The sequence below is a fragment of the Ketogulonicigenium robustum genome (genome assembly GCF_002117445.1).
Lineage (GTDB): Bacteria > Pseudomonadota > Alphaproteobacteria > Rhodobacterales > Rhodobacteraceae > Ketogulonicigenium > Ketogulonicigenium robustum.
In genome coordinates, this window is sequence record NZ_CP019937.1 from 2416921 (window position 1) to 2441897 (window position 24977).

Annotated in this window: 23 protein-coding genes; 11 read left to right on the plus strand and 12 right to left on the minus strand. The window is 62.9% G+C overall.

The annotated features are described in order from the left end of the window. Nucleotides 1-8: 8 nt before the first annotated feature. The 3 genes from BVG79_RS12040 to ade form a co-directional block, all read right to left on the minus strand. Nucleotides 9-296 carry an HU family DNA-binding protein gene (locus tag BVG79_RS12040; RefSeq protein ID WP_085787390.1) on the minus strand — a complete coding sequence of 96 codons (288 nt, stop codon included), beginning with the start codon at nt 294-296 and terminating at the stop codon, nt 9-11. 136 nt (nt 297-432) lie between these two features. Continuing rightward, nucleotides 433-1896, minus strand: coding sequence for an AMP nucleosidase (locus BVG79_RS12045; RefSeq protein WP_085787121.1), 1464 nt, complete (start codon nt 1894-1896; stop codon nt 433-435). After that, nucleotides 1893-3692, minus strand: coding sequence for an adenine deaminase (ade, locus tag BVG79_RS12050; protein WP_198167855.1), 1800 nt, complete (start codon nt 3690-3692; stop codon nt 1893-1895). Before ade ends, BVG79_RS12045 begins: the two co-directional genes overlap by 4 nt. Before the next feature lie 105 nt (nt 3693-3797). Here ade and BVG79_RS12055 point away from each other — a divergent pair, with 105 nt between their 5' ends. Then, nucleotides 3798-4478, plus strand: a complete 681-nt coding sequence (locus BVG79_RS12055; RefSeq protein ID WP_236951367.1) for a pseudouridine synthase — start codon at nt 3798-3800, stop codon at nt 4476-4478. Nucleotides 4479-4509: 31 nt separating this feature from the next. Here BVG79_RS12055 and dnaJ read toward each other — a convergent pair whose 3' ends face one another. From dnaJ to dapB, 3 genes are all read right to left on the minus strand, one after another. Next, the gene (gene dnaJ, locus BVG79_RS12060; RefSeq protein WP_085787123.1) at nt 4510-5667 is read right to left on the minus strand and encodes a molecular chaperone DnaJ; all 1158 of its coding nucleotides are present in this window, start codon (nt 5665-5667) and stop codon (nt 4510-4512) included. 67 nt (nt 5668-5734) lie between these two features. After that, nucleotides 5735-7645, minus strand: a complete 1911-nt coding sequence (gene dnaK, locus BVG79_RS12065) for a molecular chaperone DnaK (protein WP_085787124.1) — start codon at nt 7643-7645, stop codon at nt 5735-5737. Between the two features lie 194 nt (nt 7646-7839). Next, nucleotides 7840-8646 carry a 4-hydroxy-tetrahydrodipicolinate reductase gene (dapB, locus tag BVG79_RS12070; RefSeq protein WP_085787125.1) on the minus strand — a complete coding sequence of 269 codons (807 nt, stop codon included), beginning with the start codon at nt 8644-8646 and terminating at the stop codon, nt 7840-7842. 103 nt (nt 8647-8749) lie between these two features. On the opposite strand from dapB, the gene rbfA reads away from it, so the two are divergent. The 8 genes from rbfA to gyrB all read left to right on the plus strand — a co-directional run bounded on the left by rbfA (nt 8750) and on the right by gyrB (nt 18050). Beyond that, nucleotides 8750-9175: a 30S ribosome-binding factor RbfA gene (rbfA, locus tag BVG79_RS12075; protein ID WP_085787126.1), complete on the plus strand. Its 426-nt coding sequence runs from the start codon at nt 8750-8752 to the stop codon at nt 9173-9175. Next, on the plus strand, nt 9175-9930 hold the full coding sequence (locus tag BVG79_RS12080; protein ID WP_198167856.1) for a phosphodiester glycosidase family protein: 756 nt from the start codon (nt 9175-9177) through the stop codon (nt 9928-9930). The genes rbfA and BVG79_RS12080 overlap by 1 nt, the downstream gene beginning before the upstream one ends. A 33-nt stretch (nt 9931-9963) precedes the next feature. After that, entirely contained in the window at nt 9964-10875 is a 912-nt protein-coding gene (gene truB / locus BVG79_RS12085) for a tRNA pseudouridine(55) synthase TruB (protein WP_085787127.1), read from the plus strand. Between the two features lie 73 nt (nt 10876-10948). Beyond that, a complete protein-coding gene (locus BVG79_RS12090; RefSeq protein ID WP_236951368.1) occupies nt 10949-11947 on the plus strand; it encodes a calcium-binding protein in 999 nt (332 codons plus the stop codon). 162 nt (nt 11948-12109) lie between these two features. Beyond that, nucleotides 12110-12379 (plus strand): 30S ribosomal protein S15, encoded by a 270-nt coding sequence (gene rpsO, locus BVG79_RS12095; RefSeq protein WP_085787128.1) that lies wholly within the window; start codon nt 12110-12112, stop codon nt 12377-12379. 164 nt (nt 12380-12543) lie between these two features. Next, on the plus strand, nt 12544-14685 hold the full coding sequence (gene pnp / locus BVG79_RS12100; protein WP_085787129.1) for a polyribonucleotide nucleotidyltransferase: 2142 nt from the start codon (nt 12544-12546) through the stop codon (nt 14683-14685). 193 nt (nt 14686-14878) lie between these two features. Beyond that, complete coding sequence (locus tag BVG79_RS12105) at nt 14879-15508, plus strand: L,D-transpeptidase (RefSeq protein ID WP_236951369.1); 630 nt, start codon at nt 14879-14881, stop codon at nt 15506-15508. Nucleotides 15509-15599: 91 nt separating this feature from the next. Then, complete coding sequence (gyrB, locus tag BVG79_RS12110) at nt 15600-18050, plus strand: DNA topoisomerase (ATP-hydrolyzing) subunit B (RefSeq protein WP_085787130.1); 2451 nt, start codon at nt 15600-15602, stop codon at nt 18048-18050. A gap of 24 nt (nt 18051-18074) precedes the next feature. Here gyrB and BVG79_RS12115 read toward each other — a convergent pair whose 3' ends face one another. Together BVG79_RS12115 and trhO are read right to left on the minus strand one after the other, a co-directional pair. Beyond that, nucleotides 18075-19115, minus strand: coding sequence for an AbrB family transcriptional regulator (locus BVG79_RS12115; RefSeq protein WP_085787131.1), 1041 nt, complete (start codon nt 19113-19115; stop codon nt 18075-18077). Then, the gene (gene trhO / locus BVG79_RS12120) at nt 19112-20047 is read right to left on the minus strand and encodes an oxygen-dependent tRNA uridine(34) hydroxylase TrhO (RefSeq protein WP_085787132.1); all 936 of its coding nucleotides are present in this window, start codon (nt 20045-20047) and stop codon (nt 19112-19114) included. Before trhO ends, BVG79_RS12115 begins: the two co-directional genes overlap by 4 nt. A gap of 110 nt (nt 20048-20157) precedes the next feature. On the opposite strand from trhO, the gene pncA reads away from it, so the two are divergent. After that, nucleotides 20158-20778, plus strand: coding sequence for a bifunctional nicotinamidase/pyrazinamidase (gene pncA / locus BVG79_RS12125; RefSeq protein WP_085787133.1), 621 nt, complete (start codon nt 20158-20160; stop codon nt 20776-20778). A 9-nt stretch (nt 20779-20787) separates the two neighbouring features. Further along, nucleotides 20788-22080: a nicotinate phosphoribosyltransferase gene (pncB, locus tag BVG79_RS12130; protein WP_085787134.1), complete on the plus strand. Its 1293-nt coding sequence runs from the start codon at nt 20788-20790 to the stop codon at nt 22078-22080. Here pncB and arfB read toward each other — a convergent pair. The 4 genes from arfB to mepA form a co-directional block, all read right to left on the minus strand. Beyond that, nucleotides 22077-22502, minus strand: a complete 426-nt coding sequence (arfB, locus tag BVG79_RS12135; RefSeq protein WP_085787135.1) for an alternative ribosome rescue aminoacyl-tRNA hydrolase ArfB — start codon at nt 22500-22502, stop codon at nt 22077-22079. The genes pncB and arfB overlap by 4 nt on opposite strands. Nucleotides 22503-22510: 8 nt before the next feature. Beyond that, nucleotides 22511-23137, minus strand: coding sequence for a queuosine precursor transporter (locus BVG79_RS12140; protein ID WP_085787136.1), 627 nt, complete (start codon nt 23135-23137; stop codon nt 22511-22513). A 97-nt stretch (nt 23138-23234) separates the two neighbouring features. Continuing rightward, the gene (locus BVG79_RS12145) at nt 23235-24092 is read right to left on the minus strand and encodes an esterase-like activity of phytase family protein (RefSeq protein WP_085787137.1); all 858 of its coding nucleotides are present in this window, start codon (nt 24090-24092) and stop codon (nt 23235-23237) included. Beyond that, nucleotides 24065-24973, minus strand: coding sequence for a penicillin-insensitive murein endopeptidase (gene mepA, locus BVG79_RS12150; RefSeq protein ID WP_085787395.1), 909 nt, complete (start codon nt 24971-24973; stop codon nt 24065-24067). The genes BVG79_RS12145 and mepA overlap by 28 nt, the downstream gene beginning before the upstream one ends. Between the last annotated feature and the right edge of the window lie 4 nt (nt 24974-24977).

Here is a 24977-nt window from a genome sequence, read left to right on the forward strand (position 1 = left end):
CGCGCCGATTAGGCGTTGACCGAATCCTTCAGCGCCTTGGCGACGGTGACCTTGACGGCCTTGTCGGCGGGCTTCTCGTGGCTCTCGTTGGTGCGGGGGTTGCGCACCATGCGGGCCGGGCGCTCGCGGCAATAGAACTTGCCGACGCCGGGCAGCGTCACGGCGCCGCCTTCGGCGACTTCCTTGGTGATGATCGCGCCGAGGGCGTCGATTGCTGCGGCCGCTGCCTTCTTGTCGGTGCCGGTTGCTTCGGCAAGGGCGGCGACAAGCTGCGTCTTGGTCATCTGGTTTGCCATGTCGTTCTCCTGTGACTTCGCCACTTCTGATGCGGGGCATTGCCGCGCTTTGGCCCGCATCAGAAGCACTTTGCCCCGTAGCTGCACTATGAAATGCGGGGCTTTGCAAGCCTTTTTGCGGTTGGTTGACGCAAATTCACAGGAATGCGGTCTCGTCGAAACTACGTAACTTGCGGCTATGCATCCGTTCCAGCGGCATGTCGCGCAGCAATTCCATCGCGCGGATACCGATCTGCAAGTGTCTGGAAACCTGCGTTTTATAGAAATCCGACGCCATTCCGGGCAGTTTCAATTCGCCATGCAAGGGTTTGTCGGACACGCACAGTAAGGTGCCGTAAGGGACGCGGAAGCGGAAGCCGTTTGCTGCAATTGTAGCACTTTCCATATCCAGCGCGACGGCGCGCGATTGCGACAGGCGTTGCACCGGCCCGCGGGGATCCGACAGTTCCCAGTTGCGGTTGTCGATCGAGGCGATGGTGCCGGTGCGCATGATGCGTTTCAGCTCGTATCCACTCAGGGCGGTGACTTCCTCGACGGCGTGTTCCAGCGCGACCTGAATCTCGGCCAGCGCGGGGATCGGCACCCATGGCGGCAGGTCATCGTCCAGCACGTGATCTTCGCGCAGATAGGCGTGGCCCAGCACGAAATCACCCAAGGCTTGCGAATTGCGCAGGCCCGCGCAGTGGCCGACCATCACCCACGCATGGGGGCGCAGCACGGCGATGTGGTCAGTCGCTGTCTTGGCGTTCGACGGACCAACCCCGATGTTCACCAGCGTGATACCCTGCCCGTTGGCGCGCTTGAGGTGGTAGGTCGGCATCTGCGGCATCTTGGCCAGCGTCGGCAGGGGGGCGTCGGGGGCCGTAATCTTGATATTACCGGGCCCGACAAAGGATGTATAGCCGCTGGCGGGGTCGGCCAGCATGTGGCGGGCGTGGGCCTCGAATTCCTCGACATAGAACTGGTAGTTCGTGAACAGCACGAAGTTCTGGAAATGCGCAGGGTTGGTCGCGGTATAATGCGACAGGCGGGCCAGCGAATAGTCGATCCGCTGCGCGGTGAATGTCGCCAGCGGCGCCGCCCCGTCAGGGTAGCGGAAGGGCAGCCCGTTGGCGATGTCGTCATTCGTGGTGGCCAGATCGGGCACATCAAAGACGTCGCGCAGGATGAAATCCAGCGCCCCATCTTGCGGGATTGTGACCCCATCATCACCCGCCACCGCAAAGTGCACCGGCATTGGCGTAGACGACACGCCAATCGTCACGGGCACCTGATGATTGCGCATCAGAATGTCCAGCTGCTGGGTCAGGTAGTTGCGGTACAGGTCGGGCCGCGTGACGGTGGTGGCATAGGTGCCGGGTTCGGCCACGTGGCCGAACGATAGCCGTGAGTCTGTGCGGGCATAGCTGGTCGTGGTTACGCGGATTTCGGGGTAATAGGCCCGCACGCGCCCCGCAGGGCGGCCCTGCGTCAGCGCGTTCAGGAATTCCGTGCGCAAAAAGCCCGTCGCTTCACGGTACAGGTCTTGCAGCCGTTGAACGGCCGCCGCCGCATCGGTAAACGACTGCGGATCGGTTTCGGGTGGGGACAGAAAGGTCATGTGTTCACCAACAAATCGGTCACTTCAAAGCGGGTCACGTCGACGATGCCAAGGTCGGAAATCCGGATCTCGGGGATCACGACCAAGGCCAGCAGCGAGTGCTGCATATAGGCGTTGTTCAGCGTGCAGCCGGTGTCTTGCATGGCCTGCATCAACTTTTCGGCCTTGGCGGCGACCTCGGCGGCGGGGCGATCGGACATCAGGCCGGCGATGGGCAGTTCCACGAGGGCGCGCTCTTCGCCCTCGGCCCACAACGTGATGCCGCCGCCAACCTCTTGCAGGCGGTTCGCGGCGGCGGCCATCATCTTACGGCAGGTGCCGACCACAATCATGTGGTGGCTGTCATGCGCCACTGTCGACGCCAGCGCCATCTTGCCCTGATATCCGAACCCCGAGACAAAGCCGTTCACCACCGTGCCTGTCGCGCGGTGACGTTCGACCAGCGCGATCTGGGCAACGTCTTGCGCCGCATCGGGCATGACGCGGCCATCGCTCACCTGCAAATCGGCGGTCAGCGCGCGGGTGGGGGCCTGGTTTTCCACCACGCCGATGACGCGGGCGGTCGCGGTATTGGCACCCTCGGGGGCGCTGACGGTGAAATCGGTGTAGGTGACGGGGGCCATGTTGACGGTCTGGCGGGCCCGCTGGGGCCAGTCGTAATGGGGGCAATCGACCAGCAACTTGCCACCCTCGGCCACTTTCACGCCGCGCGCAAAGACCACCTCGATCGGTAGAGTGCGCAGATCTGACGTCAGGATCATATCGGCGCGCCGGCCGGGCGTGATCGAGCCGACCTCGCGCTCTAGCCCAAAATGGGTGGCGGTGTTGATGGTCGCCATCTGCAGCGCGACCAGCGGGTCTGCACCGCAGTCAATCGCGTGGCGCACGGCGCGGTTCATATGCCCGTCATTGACCAGCGTGCCCGAGTGGCAATCGTCGGTGCACAGAATAAAGCTGCGGGGGTCTAGACCCTTTTCAGTGATCGCGGTGATCTGGCTTTCCACATCATACCACGCGCTGCCGAGGCGCAGCATAGCGCGCATGCCCTGACGCACACGGGCGATGGCATCGGATTCGCGCGTGCCTTCGTGGTCGTCGGCAGGGCCGCCCGCGACATAGGCATGGAAGGCGTTGTCCAGCACGGGGCTGGCAAAGTGGCCGCCGACGGTCTTGCCTGCGTCCATTGTCGCGGCAATCTCGGCCAGCATTTTGGGGTCGGCGTGGGCAACGCCGGGGTAGTTCATCATCTCGCCCAAGCCTACGATCCCCGGCCAGTTCATCGCCTCGGCGACATCTTCGGGGGTGATCTCGTAGCCGGTGGTCTCTAGCCCCGGGGCCGAGGGGGCACAGCTGGGCATCTGGGTAAAGATGTTGATCGGCTGCAGCAGCGCCTCGTCATGCATCATCCGCACGCCGTCCAGCCCCAGCACATTCGCGATCTCGTGCGGGTCGGTGAACATGGTGGTGGTGCCGTGGGGGATAACGGCGGCGGCAAATTCGGCCGGAATCAGCATGCCCGATTCAATGTGCATGTGGCCGTCCAGCAGGCCGGGGATCAGATAGCGGCCCTGCGCTTCGACCACGGTGGTCGTATCGCCAATGCAGTGGCTGGCATCGGGGCCTACATAGGCAAAGCGGCCGGCCACAACGGCGACATCCCAGCCTTCCATCACCTCGCGGCTGTGGACGCTGACCACCTTTGCCCCGCGAATGACCACATCGGCATGTGCGCGCCCTGATGCAACATGCACCAGTTGTGGCAAAACTTCGGACCAAGGCTTGGGGATCGACATCATATGCTCCGCTTCGAATCTTTGCCGCAGTTGACCCCTGATTGCCCGCTTTGACTAGCCCCCGCAGCCTTGCATGCGGGGGCTTTGGCGCATAATTCGGGGCATCCCTTGCGACACGAGGCCACCTTGGACGATATTCCCGCCCCACCGGCGTATGATCCCCCGCAAGACCCGCTGGTGATCCTGCATCAGGACCACGAAATCGTTGTGCTCGATAAACCGTCGGGGCTGCTGTCGGTGCCGGGCAAGGGCGAGCATTTGGCCGACTGCCTTTTGGCGCGCGTGCAGCGCGTGTTTCCGACGGCGCTGCTGGTGCACCGGCTGGATCGCGATACGTCCGGCGTGATGGTCTTTGCCCTGACCCCCCATGCGCAACGCCATATCGGGCTGCAATTCGAGCACCGCCAGACCAAGAAAATCTACGTCGCGCGCGTTTGGGGCGAGATGACCGAGACCGAGGGTCACATCGACCTGCCGCTGATCGTCGACTGGCCGAACCGTCCGCTGCAAATGGTCGACCACGAAAACGGCCGCGCGGCGCAAACCGATTGGAAGCTGGTCAAAAAGGGCGGCGGCGAAAGTCGCGTGCGCCTGATGCCGAAAACCGGCCGGTCGCACCAGCTGCGTGTTCATATGCGCGAGATCGGCCATGTCATCTTGGGCGATCCGTTCTATGCGACCGGCCCCGCGCGTGACTACCCGCGCCTGATGTTACATTCGGAAACGCTGCAACTGCGCCACCCCGATGGTGGGCGAACCATGCGGTTCACCGCAAAAGCGCCGTTCTGAAGCAAAAGAAAAGGCGCCCGAGGGCGCCTTTTTAGCCTTTCATGCTGTCCCAGAAATTCTTCACCGCCTTGAAGAAATTGGAACTTTCCGGGTTGTTGCGCGCTTCGCCCAGTTTTTCGAATTCGCGCAGCAGATCTTTTTGCTTGGCCGACAGGTTGACTGGCGTTTCTACAGCCAGTTCGATGAACATATCGCCCATCTCTTTGCTGCGCAGGGCTGGCATGCCCTTGCCGCGCAGGCGCATCTGGCGCCCGTTCTGGCTGCCCTCGGGGATCTTCACCCGCGACTTGCCGCCATCAATGGTCGGCACCTCGATATCGCCGCCCAAAGCTGCCGTCGCCATCGATACCGGCACGTGGCAGTGCAGGTGCACCCCGTCGCGCAGGAACAGCTCGTGCTCGCGCACCTCGATGAAGATGAACAGATCACCCGCAGGGCCGCCGCGCAGGCCAGCCTCGCCCTCGCCGGACAGGCGAATGCGGGTGCCTGTTTCGACGCCGGCGGGGATGTTCACCGACAGCTGTTTTTCTTTCTCGACGCGGCCCGCGCCGTGGCAGATCGTGCAGGGGTTTTTGATGATCTGACCCAAGCCGTTACAGGTCGGGCAGGCGCGCTCGACCGTGAAGAAGCCTTGCTGTGCGCGCACCTTGCCCATGCCGCCACAGGTGGGGCAGGTGACAGGCTCGGACCCGTCCTCGGACCCGGTGCCGTGGCAGTGGTTGCACGACACCGATGTGGGCACGGTGATCGTCTTTTGCGCGCCCAGATAGGCCTCGCCCAGCGTGATGCGCATGTTATAGCGCAGGTCGGCCCCGCGCTGCGCGCGCTGACGCCCGCCGCCGCCGCCCGAACGTCCGCCAAAGTCGCCGAACAGGTCTTCAAAAATATCGGAAAAGGCCCCAAAGCCGCCACCGCCGCCGCCATTGCCGCGGAAGCCGCCCCCACCGCCGCCGCCCATGCCGCCTTCAAAGGCTGCGTGGCCATAACGATCGTAGGCCGCTTTCTTGTCTTCGTCCTTCAGGACTTCATAGGCTTCGTTGGCTTCCTTGAACTGCTCCTCGGCGGCCGGATTGTCTTTGTTCCGGTCGGGGTGCAATTCCTTGGCCTTCGCGCGGTAGGCCTTTTTGATCTCATCGGCGCTGGCCCCGCGGGAAATGCCCAGCACCTCGTAATAATCACGTTTTGCCATCGGCTCTCACTCTTCAAGGCAAAAGGAGGGCCGGCACTGAGGCCGGCCCCTTGATCGCGGTCGCTGATCAGCGGCGCGGGTTTTCGCCCAGATCCTCGAAATCGGCATCGAGGATGTCGTCGTCACCCTTCTCGCTGCCGCCCTTGCTGGGGGCCTCGCCATCGGCCTCGGCTTGCTGCGACTTGTAGATCGCCTCGCCCAAGCGCATCGAGGCGTCGGTCACGTTCTGGATGCCAGCGCGGATCTTGTCGACGTTCTCGTTTTCCAGCTCGTCGCGCAGGGCGGCGATGGCCAGTTCGATCGCTTCGATGGTCGAGGGATCGACCTTGCTGCCGTGGTCGGCAATCGACTTCTCGGTCGCGTGGACAAGGCTTTCACCTTGGTTTTTCACTTCCACCAATTCGCGGCGGGCCTTATCGGCATCCGCGTTGGCTTCGGCGTCCTTGATCATCTGTTCGATGTCAGCATCCGACAACCCGCCCGAAGCTTGGATCGTGATGCGGTGCTCTTTGCCGGTGCCCTTGTCCTTGGCCGAAACCGACACGATGCCGTTAGCGTCGATGTCGAAGGTCACCTCGATCTGGGGCATACCGCGCGGGGCCGGCGGAATGTTTTCCAGGTTGAACTGGCCTAGCATCTTGTTGTCGGCCGCCATTTCACGCTCGCCTTGGAAGACGCGGATGGTCACGGCATTCTGGTTGTCTTCTGCGGTCGAGAAGACTTGGCTCTTCTTGGTCGGGATCGTCGTGTTACGGTCGATCAGACGGGTGAAGACGCCGCCCAGCGTTTCGATACCCAGCGACAGCGGGGTCACGTCCAGCAGAACCACGTCTTTGACGTCGCCTTGCAGAACGCCGGCTTGAATAGCAGCACCCAGCGCCACGACTTCGTCGGGGTTCACACCCTTGTGGGGCTCTTTACCGAAGAAGGCGGTGACGGCTTCGACGACTTTGGGCATGCGGGTCATGCCGCCGACCAGAACGATCTCGTCGATGTCACCCTTGGATACGCCAGCGTCTTTCAGGGCGTCGGCACAGGGCTTCAGCGACTTCTTGATCAGGTCTTCCACAAGGCTTTCCAGCTTCGAGCGGGTCAGCTTGACAACCAAGTGCAGCGGCTGGCCGTTCGAACCCATCGAGATGAACGGCTGGTTGATTTCGGTTTGTTGGGCCGAGGACAGCTCGATCTTGGCCTTTTCAGCGGCCTCCTTCAGGCGCTGCAGGGCCATCTTGTCCTTGGTCAGGTCGACGCCGTTCTCTTTCTTGAACTCTTCCGCCAAGAACTGAACGATGCGCATGTCAAAGTCTTCGCCGCCGAGGAATGTGTCCCCGTTGGTCGATTTTACTTCGAACAGGCCGTCGTCGATTTCCAGAATGGTGACGTCGAACGTACCGCCGCCCAAGTCGTATACGGCGATGGTCTTGGTGCCCGATTTATCAAGGCCGTAGGCCAGCGCAGCGGCGGTCGGCTCGTTGATGATGCGCAGCACTTCCAGACCGGCGATCTTGCCGGCGTCTTTGGTCGCTTGGCGTTGGGCGTCGTTGAAATAGGCGGGCACGGTGATGACAGCCTGCGTGACGCTTTCGCCCAAGTAATTCTCGGCGGTTTCTTTCATCTTTTGCAGGATGATGGCCGAAACCTGCGCGGGCGAGAATTTCTCGCCGCGAACTTCAACCCACGCATCGCCGTTGCCGCCGTTCACGATGGCATAGGGCACGAGGTTCTTGTCTTTGGTCACTTCCGCATCGTCAACGCGGCGGCCGATCAGGCGCTTGACGGCAAAGACGGTATTTTCGGGGTTGGTGACGGCTTGGCGCTTGGCTGCTTGCCCTACCAGTCGTTCACTCTCGGTGAAGCCGACGATCGAGGGCGTGGTGCGCGCGCCTTCGGCATTTTCGATCACACGGGGTTGCGAACCATCCATGATGGCGACGCAGCTGTTCGTGGTGCCAAGGTCGATGCCAATAACTTTCGACATGTTTCAAATCCCTTTCCAACAGGCGGTTTGAGCGGCCCGGGCCCCAAAGGCACCCCGGCCGGACGTATCATTTACGGCTTTCGGGGCGATGCGCCCCATGCCGGATCACGGGCTATATAGGCAGGGGCAACGCGCCCTGCAACATGCCGCCCCCGTGACTTGATGCTGTTTTTTGCCGAACCCAAAGCATTTGCCTAAAGGCCCAGCACATCCATCATGTCATAGGCGCCCGGCGCCTTGTCCTGCCCCCACAACACGGCCTTCAGCGCGCCGCGCGCGAAAATGGCGCGGTCGGTTGCCATATGGCGCAGCACGATCCGCTCGCCATTGGCGGCAAAGATCACGTCATGTTCGCCCACGATGTCGCCGCCGCGCACGGACGAAAAGCCGATATGGCCGCGCTCGCGCGCGCCGGTAATGCCGTCGCGGCCACGGTCGGATACGGTGTCCAGATCCACACCGCGCCCTGTGGCGGCGGCCTCGCCCAGCATCAGGGCCGTGCCCGAGGGGGCGTCGACCTTGTTGCGGTGGTGGGCCTCGACGATCTCGATGTCGAAATCGGCGTCCAGCACTTCGGCCACCTTTTGCGTCAGGCGCACCAGCAGGTTCACGCCCAAGCTGGTGTTGCCCGCACGGATGGCGACGCAGTGGCGCGTGGCGGCCTGCAGCTTGGCGATGTCCTCGGCCTCGAACCCGGTCGTGCCGATCATGTGGACGGCGCGGGCCTGCGCGGCCAGTTCGGCATAGCCCACGCTGGCGGCGGGGGTGGTGAAATCCAACACGCCCTGCGCGGCGGCAAATGCGCCGACCGCATCATCGGTGACCAGCGTGCCGATGGGTTGCCCGCCCAGCATCACGCCGACATCCTGCCCGGCCCAAGCGTTCCCCGGGCGCACCAAAGCCGCCGCCAGACGGCACTTGTCCGAGGCCAGAACCTCGCGCAGCAGCATCTGCCCCATGCGGCCCGACGCCCCCGTGACCACGATCCCCGGCAATTCCATCTTTGCGCCCCTTGTTTGGCAAAATCGCGCAACTTTAGGCGAGGGCGGGCGGGAAGGTAAAGGTGCGCTTGGCAATCGCGCGCCAAGGCCTTATTTGAAAGGTATGAGCAAGAACCGTTCCTCCTCCGCCGATCACGGGTTTTCGGGCCCCTCGCAACGCCAGCTGCGCGTGGGCGAGCTGATCCGTCGCACCCTTTCCAGCATTTTGCAGCGCGGCGACGTGCACGACCCCGACCTGCAACGCGCCTCGATCACCGTGGGCGAGGTGCGCACATCGCCCGACCTCAAGGTCGCGACGGCCTATGTGCTGCCGCTGGGCGGCGGCAATGCCGAGGCGGTGCTGGCCGCCCTGCGCCGCAACAAAGGCGAGATCCGCCATATGATCGGCCATGGCATGACGCTGAAATTCGTGCCCGACCTGCGCTTTGAAATCGACCGCACGTTCGACCGCATGGACGAGACGCGCCGCCTGTTCGACGACGAACACGTCCGCCGCGATCTGGACGCAGCCGAGCCGCAGGACGACTGATGCTGCGCTGGCTGGCCTTCCTGTTTGGCCTGTGGGCCGCGCCGGTGGCCGCCGCCAACTGCCGTGAAATGGCGTTCGACGGGGCGGATTACACGATCTGCACCGTCGATTTGCAGGCGGATGATCTGCGTCTGTTCCTGAATGACGACAGCGGCAAGCCGATCGGACAGTTTACGACGTTGGAACGCGCCGTCGGGCCGCTGGCCTTTGCGATGAACGCGGGGATGTATCATCCTGATCGTCGCCCTGTGGGTCTTTTTATCGAAAATGGTGTTGAGAAAGCGCGTCTGGTGACCGCCGCGGGCCCCGGTAATTTCGGCATGCTGCCCAACGGCGTGTTCTGTATTGAGGATGGCCGCGCGCAGGTGCTGGAAACCCTGCGCTATGCGGCCAACCCGCCTGCCTGCCGTTTTGCCACGCAATCAGGCCCGATGCTGGTGATTGATGGCGCACTGCATCCGCGCTTTCTGCCTGACAGCACGTCGCGCAACATTCGCAACGGGGTTGGGACGACCGACGACGGGCGCACAGCTTATTTTGCCATTTCCCGTCAGCCTGTGACATTCCACGCCTTTGGCCGCCTGTTCCGCGATGGGTTGGGCGTCAAACAGGCACTGTATCTGGACGGGCGGATCTCGCGCCTGTGGGCGCCCGAGATCGGTCGCCGTGATGGTGGGCTGCAATTGGGGCCGATTGTGGCGGTTGTGGGCGATCAACCCGCAGCTCAGGTTGACCAACCCGTCAGTGGGCGCTAAGCGCGGGCCTTAATTTCAAAGCAGGGGCGTTTCATGGCGCGCGGACGCAAGGGTCGCAATATTTCGGGCTGGGTGATCGTCGACAAACCGGCGGGCATCACCTCGACATCGGTCGTCAACAAGATCCGCTGGGCGTTCGACGCGCAAAAGGCGGGGCATGCGGGCACGCTCGACCCAGATGCGACGGGCCTGCTGGCCGTCGCCTTGGGCGAGGCGACGAAAACCATCCCCTACGTGACCGACGCGCTGAAGGCGTATGAATTCACCGTCACCTTCGGTGCGGCCACAACCACCGACGATGCCGCAGGTACAGTGACTGCCACCAGCGCGCTGCGCCCCAGCGACGATCAAATCAAAGACGCCCTCGGCGCGTTTCTGGGCGAGATCATGCAGGTGCCGCCCGCCTTTTCCGCCGTGAAAATCGACGGCGAGCGGGCCTACGACTTGGCCCGCGAGGGGCAAGAGTTCGAAATCGCGGCTCGTCCCCTCTGGGTCGAAGAGCTGATCCTGACCGGCCGCCCCGATGCCGACCACGCCACGCTGGAAATGGTCTGCGGCAAAGGCGGCTATGTGCGCGCCATTGCGCGCGATCTGGGTGCGGCGCTGGGGTGCTATGGCCATGTGCGCGAACTGCGCCGCATCTGGTCGGGGGTCTTTGATCTGGACGGTGCCGTCACACTAGAACAGGTCGAGGCGCTGGCCCGCACGGACGCCATTGACGCCCTGCTGAAACCGCTCGAGGTGGCATTGGCCGACATTCCCGCCGTCACCGCCCCCGAAGCCAGCATCACCCGCCTACGCAACGGCAATGCCGCCATGGTCTTCCCCCCCGCTGGGCTGGAATACGGCGACGAGGCATGGGTTAACCACAATGGCCGCGCCTTGGCGATCGGCCAGTATCGCAGCGGCGAATTGCACCCCGCGCGGGTGATCGTCGGCGTCTGACCGCATTAACCCTTTTTGCGGATCGCGCGTTAGTTTGCGGGCGATCCGTGCTATCCGGCCCATGGTATCCTTTATGTTCGGGGGCATGGGGCAGATGTTTGCGGTGTTTGGTTTGATCGGTTTGATGTTCGCAGGCTATGCCCTGTCGCCTATATTGGATATCGCCCGCAGCGCCCCCCCCGATGACGACGACCCCCAAACCGGCGATGACGACGACACGATGCCCGCCACCGGCGGCAACCTGCTGTTCGATGACGAACCCCCCATCGAGACGACCGATCCCGCCCCGCTTGACCCCTTGCAAGGCATTCTGGCTTGGGCCGCCCCCGCCGGCGAGCGGATGGAAGGTGGCGATTTGAACGACTACTTGATGGGCAGCGACGCCGACGATGCTCTGCTGGGCGGCGATGGCGACGACACGCTGCAGGGCAATGGCGGCGACGACATTCTGGCGGGCGGCGCGGGGAATGACAGCCTTTATGGCGGGATGGGCGACGATGTTCTGCTGGGCGAGGATGGCGACGATCTGCTGCACGGCGGCGAGGGGGACGACTACCTGCACGGCGGCGCGGGCGATGATGTGCTGCACGGCGGGCCGGGCGACGACATTATCGTCGGCGGCCTCGGCAGCGATACCCTGTTCGGCGGCGCGGGCGATGACGTGCTGGACGGGCGCGAGCCGACCGGCTTTGCGGCGCGCGATTTCCTCAACGGCGGGGCGGGCGACGACCGTATCTATCTGGGCGCGCTGGACACGGCCCATGGGGGCACGGGCCGCGACACCTTTGTGCTGGACGGTGCAGATGCTGCCGAGGGCACAGCCGAAGTACAAGATTACTTGGCCGATGACGACATGATCGAGGTGCTTTATTATACCGACACCCCCCCTGTACTAAGCACCGAGGCGGGCGAGGGGGGCGTGACCCTGTTCGCCGATGGTACAGCGCTGGCGTTCTTTCGCGATAACGCCGACCTGCCGCTGGATCGCATCGTGCTGACCCCCGCCTTGAACGACGTGACCGACCGCACCGGTGCCGACTGGCTGCGGCAATGGCAAAGCCGCAAGGGCTGATCCATCCGGCGGGATGACGTGGGGTCTCTTGACGCTTTCCTTTTGTGCGGAACTGGGCTATTGGCAGCCATCCGTTTGGCCTTGCGCCACGCGGATTTCGCGGACCTTGCTGGACGACATCCCGGCCTGGCCCATCCTGTTTTCTGACCTAAGGAGAGACCGATGTCGATTACGCCCGAAGAAAAGACCCGCCTGCTGAAGGAATTTGCGACCAAAGAAGGCGACACCGGTTCGCCCGAAGTGCAAGTCGCAATCCTGTCGTCGCGCATCGCGACGCTGACGGAACACTTCAAGTTCCACAAAAAGGACAACCACGGTCGCCGTGGCCTGCTGAAGATGGTTGCTCAGCGCCGTAAGCTGCTGGACTACGTCAAAGGCAAGGACGAGTCGCGCTACCAGAGCCTGATCGAGCGTCTGGGTCTGCGTCGCTAAGGACGAAAGCAAGGCCGTGCCAGCGATGGCACGGCCTTCATTGATGAATTGCTGGTACGAGGCAAACGGGCCGGGCCCGACCCGCCTGCCAAGCAAAAACAAGGGCCAGGGGCATACGGCCCCTACGCAAACGGCCTCGTTCGGGGGCCCGGATAGGAAAACCGATGTTTAATGAAGTAAAGAAATCCATCCAATGGGGTAACGAAACCCTGACGCTGGAAACGGGCAAAGTCGCTCGCCAAGCGGATGGTTCCGTCATCGCCACACTGGGTGAAACCAGCGTCATGGCGAACGTGACATTTGCAAAATCGCCCAAGCCCGGTCAGGATTTCTTCCCGCTGACCGTGCACTACCAGGAAAAATACTACGCAGCCGGTAAGATTCCGGGGGGCTACTTCAAGCGCGAAGCCCGCCCGACCGAGCGTGAAACGCTGATTTCGCGTCTGATCGACCGCCCCTGCCGCCCGCTGTTCGTCGAAGGCTTCAAGAACGAAGTTCTAGTCATGGCAACCGTGCTGTCGCACGATCTGGTCAACGACCCCGACATCGTCGCCATGATCGCCGCTTCGGCTGCGCTGACCATTTCGGGCGTGCCTTTCATGGGCCCGATCGGCGCTGCGCGCGTTGGTTATTCGAACGGCGCCTACACGCTGAACCCCGCCATTGACGACCTGCAGGACATCCGCGCGAAGTCCGAGCAACGTCTGGATCTGGTCGTCGCCGGCACCAAAGACGCCGTGATGATGGTCGAATCCGAAGCCTACGAGCTGTCGGAAGACGAAATGCTGGGCGCCGTCGTGTTCGCACATGAACAGATGCAGCCGGTTATCGACCTGATCGTCGATCTGGCCGAAGCCGCCGCGAAAGAGCCTTTCGCCTTCCAACCCGCCGACACCTCGGCCCTGTTCGAGGCTGTCAAAGCCATCGGCGGCGACGATATGCGCGCAGCCTTCGCCATCCGTGGCAAGCAAGAGCGTGTCGCCGCAATCGACGCAGCCGTCGCCAAGATCAAGGCTGGCCTCAGCGAAGAGCAACTGGCAGACGCCGGCCTCGGCGCGGTGATCAAACAGCTGGAATCCGACGTGCTGCGCAGCGACATCGTGAAAAACGGCCGCCGCATCGACGGTCGTCGTCTGGACGAAGTGCGCGACATCACCTGCGAAACCGGCCTGCTGCCGCGTGCGCACGGCTCGGCGCTGTTCACCCGTGGCGAGACCCAAGGTCTGGTCGTCACCACGCTGGGCACCGGCGATGACGAACAGTTCATCGACGCGCTGCATGGCAACTATAAGCAGAACTTCCTGCTGCACTACAACTTCCCGCCCTATTCGGTCGGCGAAGTGGGCCGCGTCGGCTCGCCCGGTCGCCGTGAAATCGGCCACGGCAAGCTGGCATGGCGTGCGCTGCAAGCTGTGCTGCCCGCCAACACCGACTTCCCCTACACCATCCGCGTCGTGTCCGAGATCACCGAATCGAACGGCTCGTCCTCGATGGCGTCGGTCTGCGGCGGCTCGCTCTCGATGCTGGACGCAGGTGTTCCGCTGAAGGCGCCGGTTGCCGGTGTGGCCATGGGCCTCGTGCTGGAAAAAGACGGCTCGTGGGCTGTTCTGACCGACATCCTGGGTGACGAAGACCACCTCGGCGACATGGACTTCAAAGTGGCCGGTACCGAAGCAGGTATCACCTCGCTGCAGATGGACATCAAAGTCGCCGGCATCACGCCCGAAATCATGCGCAAGGCGCTGGCACAAGCCCGCACGGGCCGCCTGCACATCCTGGGCGAAATGGCCAAGTCGCTGACGACCGCGAATGCCTTCTCGGCCCACGCCCCGCGCATCGAAACCATGCAGATCCCGACGGACAAAATCCGCGAAGTGATCGGCTCGGGCGGCAAGGTCATCCGCGAAATCGTCGAAGTGTCGGGCGCCAAGGTCGACATCAACGACGACGGCACCATCAAGATCGCATCGTCGAACGGCGAAGCCATCAAGAAGGCCTACGACATGATCTGGTCGATCGTGGCCGAGCCGGAAATCAACGGCATCTACAAAGGCACCGTCGTCAAGCTGGTGGACTTTGGGGCGTTCGTGAACTTCTTCGGCAAGCGCGATGGTCTGGTGCACGTCAGCCAAATCGAAAACCGCCGCCTGAACCACCCCTCGGATGTCCTGAAAGAAGGCCAAGAGGTTTGGGTCAAGCTGCTGGGCTTTGACGATCGCGGCAAGGTTCGCCTGTCGATGAAGATCGTTGACCAAGAGACCGGCCAAGAGATCGTTAAAGAAGAAGGCGCTGAAGCCAGCGAATAAGGCTTCAAAGCTTTTATCAAAACCGTGGGCCCCGAGCATCGCTCGGGGCCTTTTTTACTGTTTTGACTTGCCAAAGATTGAAAGCAGGTGGATGGCTGCCTAGTCTTTTGACAAGCGTTAAGGTTTTTGTTCAATGTTTTGCGCTGCAACTGAACGCTTCGGTTTGTCGTGGCCAATAGGTCGGAGGAAAGTAATGACGACGCGTCGAAAGTTAATTTTTGGGGCCGCTGCCGGTCTGCTGGCGACGCCGACGTTGGCCTTGGCGCAGGCTGCGCCGCTGCGCCTGTCGATTACGCCCGAACAGATCAGTGACGATCTGCATTTGCCCCCAAACGTCGAGGGGAACTACCAGATCCCCGAGCGGTATCAGGCGCGGGTTGTTCCCGTGCAGCCTGGGCTGCAACCGGGCAGCTTGCACATCGTGCCGAACAGTTTCCACCTCTACTACGTTCTGCCCGAAAATCGCGCGATCCGTTATGGCGTCGCCATCGGCTCCGAAGGGCTGGGCTGGCATGGCACCGCAACCATCCAGCGCAAGGTCGAGTGGCCGTCGTGGCGCCCGACGAACGAGATGATCGAGCGTAATCCAGCGGCCTATGAAAAATACCGCGATGGCATGCCGGGTGGTCCGACAAACCCCTTGGGCGCACGCGCGCTATACTTTTACCAAAACGGGCGTGACACCGCGATCCGCGTGCATGGAACGGTTCAGCCCTCGTCCATCGGGCGGTCGGTTTCGAACGGGTGTTTCCGTATGTACAACAGCCACGTGATTGATCTGTATTCGCGCGTACCGGTCGGTACGACCGTTTACGTCTATTAAGGGCGGAAAACGGGGCGAAAGGGCGGGCCGGACGTGACATTGCCGGCCTGTTCGTCTATTGTGGGTGGGTAGACTATACGGGATAAACCGAATGAGCGAGCCCAAGCCGCAGCCGGGTGAATACGGCGCCGATTCCATCAAGGTTCTGAGGGGCTTGGACGCTGTTCGCAAGCGTCCGGGCATGTATATCGGCGATACCGATGATGGCTCGGGCCTGCACCACATGATCTATGAGGTCGTCGATAACGGGATCGACGAAGCGCTGGCGGGACACGCGACCAGCGTGACCGTGAAAATCCACGCAGACAGCTCGGTTTCGGTGCGCGACAACGGCCGCGGCATCCCTGTGGGGATCCACCCCGAGGAAGGCGTTTCGGCGGCCGAGGTCATTATGACCCAGCTGCACGCGGGCGGTAAATTCAACAATACCGACGACAGCGGCAACGCCTACAAGGTCTCGGGCGGTTTGCACGGCGTGGGTGTTTCGGTTGTGAACGCGCTGTCCGACTGGCTGGAACTGCGCATCTGGCGCGACGGCCACGAATATCACGCGCGCTTTGAACATGGCGATGTGGTCAAGCACGTCGAAGACCTCGGCCCGTCGGATGGCGAACGCGGCACCGAAGTGCGCTTCCTTGCCTCGGTCCGCACCGGTCCGAACGAGGGGACGTTCTCGAACCTCGAATATTCCTACGACGTGCTGGAACGCCGCCTGCGCGAGTTGGCCTTCCTGAACTCGGGCGTGCGCATCGTGCTGGAGGATGAACGCCCCGCCCAGCCGCTGAAGACCGAGCTGTACTACGAGGGCGGCGTGCGCGAGTTCGTGAAGTATCTCGACCGCTCGAAAACCTCGATCATGCCCGACCCGATCTTCATGACCGGCGAACGCGGTGGCATCGGGGTGGAAGTCGCGATGTGGTGGAACGACAGCTACCATGAAAACGTGCTGCCGTTTACCAACAACATTCCCCAGCGCGATGGCGGCACCCATATTGCGGGCTTCCGCGCCGCGCTGACGCGCACCATCACCAAGTACGCGCAAGACACCGGCATCGCCAAAAAGGAAAAGATCGACCTGACCGGCGATGACGCGCGCGAGGGGATGACCTGCGTGCTGTCGGTCAAGGTGCCCGACCCGAAATTCTCCAGCCAAACCAAAGACAAGCTGGTTTCATCCGAGGTGCGCCCCGCGGTCGAGAACTTGGTCGGCGAAAAGCTGTCCGAGTGGTTCGAGGAAAACCCGCAGATGGCCCGCATGATCGTCGGCAAGATTATCGAGGCCGCCCAAGCCCGCGAAGCCGCCCGCAAAGCGCGCGAGCTGACCCGCCGCAAGACGGCGCTGGATGTGAATTTCATGGCCGGAAAGTTGAAAGACTGCGCCGAAAAAGACGCCAGCAAGACCGAACTGTTCATCGTCGAGGGGGACTCGGCAGGTGGTTCGGCCCAGATGGGTCGCGACCGCCGCACGCAAGCCATCCTGCCCTTGCGCGGTAAAATTCTGAACGTCGAACGCGCGCGTTTCGACCGGATGCTGTCCAGCGCCGAAATCGGCAATCTGGTGATGGCGCTGGGAACGGGCATCGGCCGTGACGAATTCAACCTCGACAAGCTGCGCTACCACAAAATCGTCATCATGACCGATGCTGACGTCGACGGCGCGCACATTCGCACGCTGCTGCTGACCTTCTTCTTCCGGCAGATGCCGCAGTTGATCGAGGCTGGCCACGTCTACATCGCGCAGCCGCCGCTGTATAAGGTTTCACGTGGAAAGTCCGAGGTCTACCTGAAGGACCAAGCCGCGTTTGACGAATACCTGATCCAGCAAGGGGCCGAGGGCACCGTGCTGCGTCTGGGCAGCGGTATGGAACTGGCCGGCCCCGATCTGGTCCGCGTGATCGAGGAAGCGCGCCAGATGCGCCGCGTCCTTGATGCCTTCCCGACCAGCTACCAGCGCCACATTCTGGAACAGGCGGCTATCGCGGGTGCCTTTGTCCCGGGTGCCGTCGATGGTGATCTGCAAGGCGTCGCCGACCGCGTTGCCAAGCGGCTGGATCTGATCGCCGCCGAATACGAACGCGGCTGGGTCGGCCGTATCACGCAAGATCGCGGCATCCGTCTGGCCCGCATTCTGCGCGGGGTAGAGGAAGTGCGGACGCTGGATGGCCAAATGCTGCGGTCGGGCGAAAGCCGCCGCGCGGGCACCTTCACCCAGTCGCTGCAAGAGGTTTACGGCACCCCCGCGACCTTGGTGCGCAAAGATCGCGCCCAAGCCATCAACGGCCCGCTGGATCTGATGAAAGCCATCCTGTCCGAGGGTGAGCGCGGCCTGCAACTGCAGCGCTACAAGGGCTTGGGCGAGATGAATCCCGAACAGCTGTGGGAAACCACGCTGGACCCCGATGCCCGCACCTTGCTGCAAGTCCGCGTCGATGACGTGACCGAGGCTGACGACATCTTCACCAAACTGATGGGCGATGTCGTTGAACCGCGGCGCGAGTTCATTCAGACTAACGCCCTCAGCGTGGCGAACCTGGATTTCTAAGGAATAGGGGCCCTGCGGGGCCCCTTATCGCAGGCGGTTGCGAAGTAGCGTGAAAATGGGCTGCGCGACCGCAATAATCAGGATGATGCGCAAGATGTGCATGGTCGAGACATAGGCAACCTCTTCGTTCATCGCCAAGGCCAGCAGGCTCATCTCGGTCACGCCGCCTGCGGCATAGCCAAGGAAAGCCTGCGGTGAGGGGATGCCTGTCAGCGCGGTCAACGCCAGCGCGAACAAATAGGTGATGCCGATCATCAGTACCGTCACGAAGATGGATGGCACCATCGCGCGCAGCACGGCCCGCGCCTGCATCCCCAAAAAGCGCGCCCCGATGGTCGCCCCCATGACAATCTGCGCCATGTTGACCAGTACCGAGGGCGGGGGAACCTGAACCCATCCGGCCAAATGCGCCACCGCGCTGATTACCATCGGCCCCATCAGGTCGGCGGCGGGCAGGTGCAGTTTATGGGCGGCAACCTTGCCCAGTACCGCGCATATCGCCAGAATGATGTAATCGCGCAGGCCGGGGTCGGATAGCGTCACCCAATTCCCGCGCCCGCCGCCCGTGCTGACGCCATACATCAGGCCAAACACCACCGCGATCAGCGACACCGTCAGCATGATACGCGTGGCATGGGCCAGCGCGATCTGCCGCTCGTCCCCGCCTGCGGCGGCGCCCAGCATATACATCTCGTTCAAGCCGCCGGGCATTGCGCTGAAAAACGCGGTCACCGGGTCCATCCGCAGCACTTTGCGGTAGATCACATACCCCGCCAGCGCCGAGACGCCCAAAACCGGCACCAGCCCCACCATCGCCAGCACCCAGTCGCCCAGCTGCGAGAACATGTCGCTGTTGACCCGCGACCCCATCATCACGCCGATGATCGGCACCACGAACGGACGAATTTTTCCCGGCCCCGCCACGGGCGCACCCGCCAGCGACAGCACGGCCAACGCAAACATCGGCCCCATCATCCACGGCAGGGGCATCCGCACACTATAGGCCGCAAAACCCGCCGCTATGGCCACACTCAGGCCAAGGCCAAGGCGGGCCGCGACGTTCATTCATCCGCCTCGGCGGTGAGGGGGGTGATGTCCTGGCCCAGATGGTGTTCACCGCGCTTTTTGGCCAGCGCGATCTGCTTTTGCCGTTCGCGGAAGCGGGCCTTGTCGGCATCGCTGCTGGTGGTGATGCAGTGGCGGCAGCTGACGCCTTCTTCGTAACTGTTCAGGGCGCGATCGGCGGCTGACAGGGGCATGCGGCAGGCATGGCACAGGGTGTGCTCGCCTTCCTCCAGCCCGTGCTTCAGGGCCACGCGGCCATCGAAGACGAAACATTCGCCCTGCCACATGCTGTCGTCGGCGGGGACATCTTCCAGATATTTCAGAATGCCGCCCTGCAGGTGGTAGACGTCGCTGACGCCTTCGTTCAGCAGGAAGTTGGTCGACTTCTCGCAGCGGATCCCGCCGGTGCAGAACATGGCGATGCGCTTGCCCGCAAATTCGTGTTTGTGTTCGGCCCACCATGCGGGGAAATCGCTGAACGCTTTGGTTTGCGGGTCAACGGCCCCTTCGAACGTGCCGATGGCGACCTCGTAATCGTTGCGGGTGTCGATGACGGCGACATCGGGGGCCGAAATCAGCGCGTTCCAATCGGCAGGGGCAACGTAGTGGCCGGTGCGTGCCAGCGGGTTCACATCGGGCTGGCCCATCGTCACGATTTCCTGCTTCAGCCGCACTTTCATGCGCAGGAAGGGCTGTTCGCTGGCGGTGCTTTCTTTCCAGACCAAATCATCGCAGCCGGGCAGCGCGCGAATATGCGCAATCAGCGCATCAATCCCCGCACGCGGGCCTGCGACGGTGCCGTTGATCCCCTCGGCGGCCAGCAGCAGCGTGCCGCAGATGCCGTTTTGGCGGCATACCTCCAGCAGCGGCGCGCGCAGCGCGACGTGGTCTTCGAAACGGGTGAAATGGTAGAGGGCTGCAACAGTGAACATGGCTTGTCATTATGACGGACGCCCTGCGGTGACAAGCGCCTGACCATTGACCATGCGGGAATTCGTCCTTACCGATAGGGCGAAATCTGCCCAAACCGCACGAGGGGCCCATGCAGGCGCAAGATACTTTCCCCGCAAACGAGGCGCTGATCGTCATCGACGTCCAGAACGATTTCTGCCCCGGTGGTGCGCTGGCGGTGGTCGGCGGCGACCAGATCATTCCCGAAATCAACGCGTTGATGCAGCGCTATCAAACCGTCGTGCTGACGCAGGACTGGCATCCGGCGGGGCATTCGTCGTTCGCGTCCAGTCACGCGGGTCAGGACGCCTATGACGTGATCGACATGCCCTACGGCCCACAGGTGCTGTGGCCCGATCACTGTGTGCAGGGCACCGACGGCGCTGATTTTCACCCCGACCTGAACGTCGATGGTGCGCATCTGATCGTGCGCAAGGGCTTTCGCCCCACCATCGACAGCTATTCGGCGTTCTTTGAAAACGACCACACCACCGTCACCGGCCTTGATGGCTACCTGCGCGCGCGCGGCATCGACCGTGTGACGATTGTGGGCATCGCGACCGATTACTGCGTCAATTATTCTGCCGTCGACGCGGCAAAGCTGGGGCTGGTGGTCACGGTCGACACCAACCTGTGCCGCGGCATCGATCTGCACGGCTCGCTGGCCGAGGCGCTGGCCGCGATGACCGCCGCCGGCGTTGTCGTGCGCTAAGGGGGTTTCATGGTGGATATTGCAACCCGCGTCTGGAACCATAAATGGCGGATCGACCCCATCGTCCGTTCGCTGATCGACGATGATTTTTACAAGCTGCTGATGTGCCAATCGGTGCGCCGTAACCGGCCCGATGCACAGGTGACGTTCAGCTTGATCAACCGCACCAAGTCCATCCGCCTTGCCGACATCATCGACGAGGGCGAGCTGCGCGAGCAGTTGGACAACGTCCGCACCCTGTCGCTGACGCGCGGCGAAAGCACGTGGCTGCGCGGCAACACGTTCTACGGCAAGCGCCAGATGTTCAGCCCCGACTTTATGGAGTGGTTCGAGAAGCTGCGCCTGCCCGCCTACCATCTGGAAAAGCGCGACGGCCAATACGAGCTGACCTTTGAAGGTAGCTGGCCCGAAGTGATGCTGTGGGAAATCCACGCCCTTACCATCTTGATGGAGCTGCGCTCGCGCGCGGTGCTGCGCGATATGGGCCGGTTCGAACTGCAAGTGCTTTATGCCCGCGCGATGACCAAGGTCTGGGAAAAGGTCGAACGGCTGCGCAAAGTGCCCGAGATCCGCATCGCCGATTTCGGCACCCGCCGCCGTCATTCGTTCCTGTGGCAAGACTGGTGCGTGCAGGCCCTGCAAGAGGGGCTGGGCGCCAGCTTTACCGGCACGTCAAACTGCCTGATCGCCAAGAACCGCGACCTCGAGGCGATTGGCACCAACGCGCACGAATTGCCGATGATCTATTCGGCGCTAGCCAACAGCGACGACGAACTGGCCGCCGCCCCCTACAAAGTGCAGGCCGACTGGCAAGAGGAGCACGACGGCAACCTGCGCATCATCCTGCCCGACACCTATGGCACCGAAGGGTTCCTGGCCCGCGCCCCCGAATGGCTGGCCGCGTGGACGGGCATCCGCATCGATTCGGGCGACCCCGCCGAAAAGGCCGAAATGGCCATCCGCTGGTGGCGCGACCGCGGCGAGGACCCGACAACCAAGCTGGTGATTTTCTCGGACGGGCTCGACGTTGACCAGATGTTGACGCTGCAGCAGCAGTTCTATGGCCGCATCAAAGTCAGCTTTGGCTGGGGCACGATGCTGACCAACGACTTCATCGGGCTTGTGCCCGGCGACCGTCTGGCACCCTTCAGTCTGGTGGTTAAGGCCGCATCCGTGAACGGTCGCCCCACCGTGAAACTGTCGGACAATCCCGAAAAAGCCATGGGCCCCGCTGATGAGGTCGCGCGGTACAAACGCGTTTTCGGCGTGGGTGACCAACAGCGCTTTGCGGTGAAAGTCTAAGCTTCACCCTCGTCAGGGCGCGCGCGCAGCGATTTCACGCTGCCCGCGCGCTTTTTGGCGTCCAGCCGCCGCCGGACCGACCCTGCCGTGGGTTTGGTCGCAATGCGGCGTTTGGGGACGACCAGCGCGGCTTGGATCAGTTCGGTCAACCGCTCGCGCGCGATGTCGCGGTTGCGGGCTTGGCTGCGGGTGTCCTGCACGGCGATGATAATCGCGCCATCGCCCGTCCAGCGCCAGCCAGCCAGCCGCTTTAGCCGCTTTTTCACAGGGTCGGGCAGGGAAGGCGAGCGTTCCGCCTCGAACCGCAGTTCGACTGCGGTCGAGACCTTGTTCACGTTCTGCCCGCCCGGGCCCGAGGCCCGGACGAACTGTTCGGTCAGTTCCCAATCTTGAATCGTGATCTGATCCGAAATTTTCAACATGGGGGTCCTCAGGCAGTCCGTGCGCTTAGGTATCGCACAAGACTGCGGAAAGGCACCAGCGCCAGCAGCGCGATCAAGATTTTCACGCTCCAATCCGCAATCGCCAGCGAAACCCACAGCGGCATATCAGGCCCGATGTGCAGCAGCGGCACGGCCTCGGACGCCCAGGCGATTTGCGCATCTGCCGCAGGGCCGAACAATGTGATGAACAGCGCAAAGGAGATGGTGAAAAACAAGATCGTGTCCAGCACCGACCCGCAGACCGAGGAGACCAGCGGCGCCTTCCACCACACTTGCGTGCGCAGGCGGTTGAAAACGGCAATGTCCAGCAACTGCGCGGCCCCAAAGGCGATGGCCGATGCCCATGCCGTCCGCGTCGCGACAGCAGGGCCGAATTCCAGCATGATTTGCGTGCCGATCAGCGAACAGATGATCCCCGTGACAAAGCCCGCGAACACGACCTGCCGCGCGGCTTTCGGGCCGTAGACGCGGTTCGTGACTTCGTTGATGAGGAACGCAATCGGATAGGTAAAAGCACCCCAAGTCAGGATCCCATCAAGGATCAGGAACTGAACAAGGATGTTGGATGCGACCACAGTGGCCGCCATGGCGAGAACGCCCGGAAGGAATTTCATGACTCTGTCCGTTTTGACAAGGTGACCGGATGACTTGGCCCGACCTATGTCGGACAGGCGGCGGGTAAACCTGCTGCGCCCATCCGTCAAGGGCCAGTTAATCCAGCGTCAGCGTCACAATCTGGCTGGGGAACAACTGGCTGAAGTTGTCGTCCGCCACCATGGTTGCCATCCGGTGCGGCCCGTCCTGCCAGATCGACAACCCCTCGAGGTTGCCGAATTGCCCGAGCGCGGTCGTCACCTCGACCCGCAGGTCAGTGCCGTCGGAGGCCATGCTGCGGATGCGGCTGCGAAAGCCGATGCCCATCAACGCCCGTTCCAGCACATAAAGCCGCCCGTCCTGCCCGAAGTCGGCGGATGTGACCATCCACAGCCGCCCATCACGGGGCAAGGTAAAGGCGATTTGCCAGGCATCCGCGCCAGCTGGCAGCCGATAGACGGGAAATCCATCGCTATTGCCGCCCTCGGGCAGAGCAAACAATGCACCATTCGTGTCAATCGCCAGCGCTTCCAGCGCGCGATTGGACGGCAGGGTGGCAAAATCGGAGTGGTTGGGCAGCGCAAAAGGCTGGCCATGCAGCCCCCGTTGCCCCTGAACGCGGGGCTCCCCCTCAAAGCTGATATAGATCGTGCCATCTGCGGCGATGGCCAGATCCTCGCTATCGCTGCGCGGGCCGGACAGGAGGCCGCCGTCGGTGTCGCGCAAAGGGGCGTTATCCGTGATCGTGATGCGCTGGCCCGCTGCATCAAAACGCAATGTTCCCGTCACCAAATGGCCACGGTCGGAAACGGCGGTAAATGGGCGCCCCTCGGCTGTCACCTCGTCCGAGACGTCGATCCCCGACCACCCGCCGAACCATGGCGCATCATGCTGCCATGGGGTGCTGATCGGGTCCGCCTGCGCCGTCGTTGCAAGGGACAGCGCGATTAGCGCGCTGCCAAAACCGCTGTGCATTGGACAGGCAACTCGTTCACTTGCAGGGGGCCGCGCGGCGGGGCCGGGGGCGGCGCATTCGGATCGCGCGGGCGCGCGGGCGGCGGGTTCAGGATGTTGGCGACGAAGGCCTCGGCCTCGGCGCAGCCGTCACCGGCGGGCGGCGGGGCCTGATCGGCGCAGTAGGTCGCGCCCGCAGGGCAGTTCAGGCGGACGTGAAAATGGGTATTGTGACCCGCCCAAGGGCGGATTTTGCTAAGCCAGCTACGATCGCCCGTCGCGTTTCGGCACATCTCTACCTTTGCCCCACCAAAGACGAAAATGCGCGCGACGCGGGGGTCTTCTGCGGCGCGGCGCAGCAGGGCTTCGTGCTGTGGCGTCCAACTGCTGTTGACAGCCGCCCCCCGCGCGCGCTGCATATCGCGCGAGGAAATTGCTTCGCGCTCGGCGCGGGTCAGGTTCAGGCGGTCGGGCGGCAGCATCCAAATATCCATATCCAGCCCCGATTGGTGGCTGGCGTGCCCCGAGGACATGGGGCCGCCGCGGGGTTGGCTCATGTCGCCGACATACAGCCCGTCCCACCCCGGCAGCGTGGCGGCAAACCGGCTAAGGTCCTGCACGAAGCCCACAGTTTGCGGCTGCGCCCAGTTGCGGTTGCGCGACAGGCGCATGGCCTGCCATGTGGGGCCGGTTTCGGGCAGTTGCACCGCGCCAGCCTGACAGCCTAACGCATAGCCGCCAATCGGCCCCAGCGCGATATTCGCGGGGCTGCTTTGCGGGCCGAACACATCACGGGCGATGCGCCGGTCGGACAGGTGGGCCTGCAAGTTGGGGTCGGCCTGTTCCCCACGACACGCGGCAAGGGCCGCCAATAAAACCAATGCCGCCCCGATTTTCCGCATCATC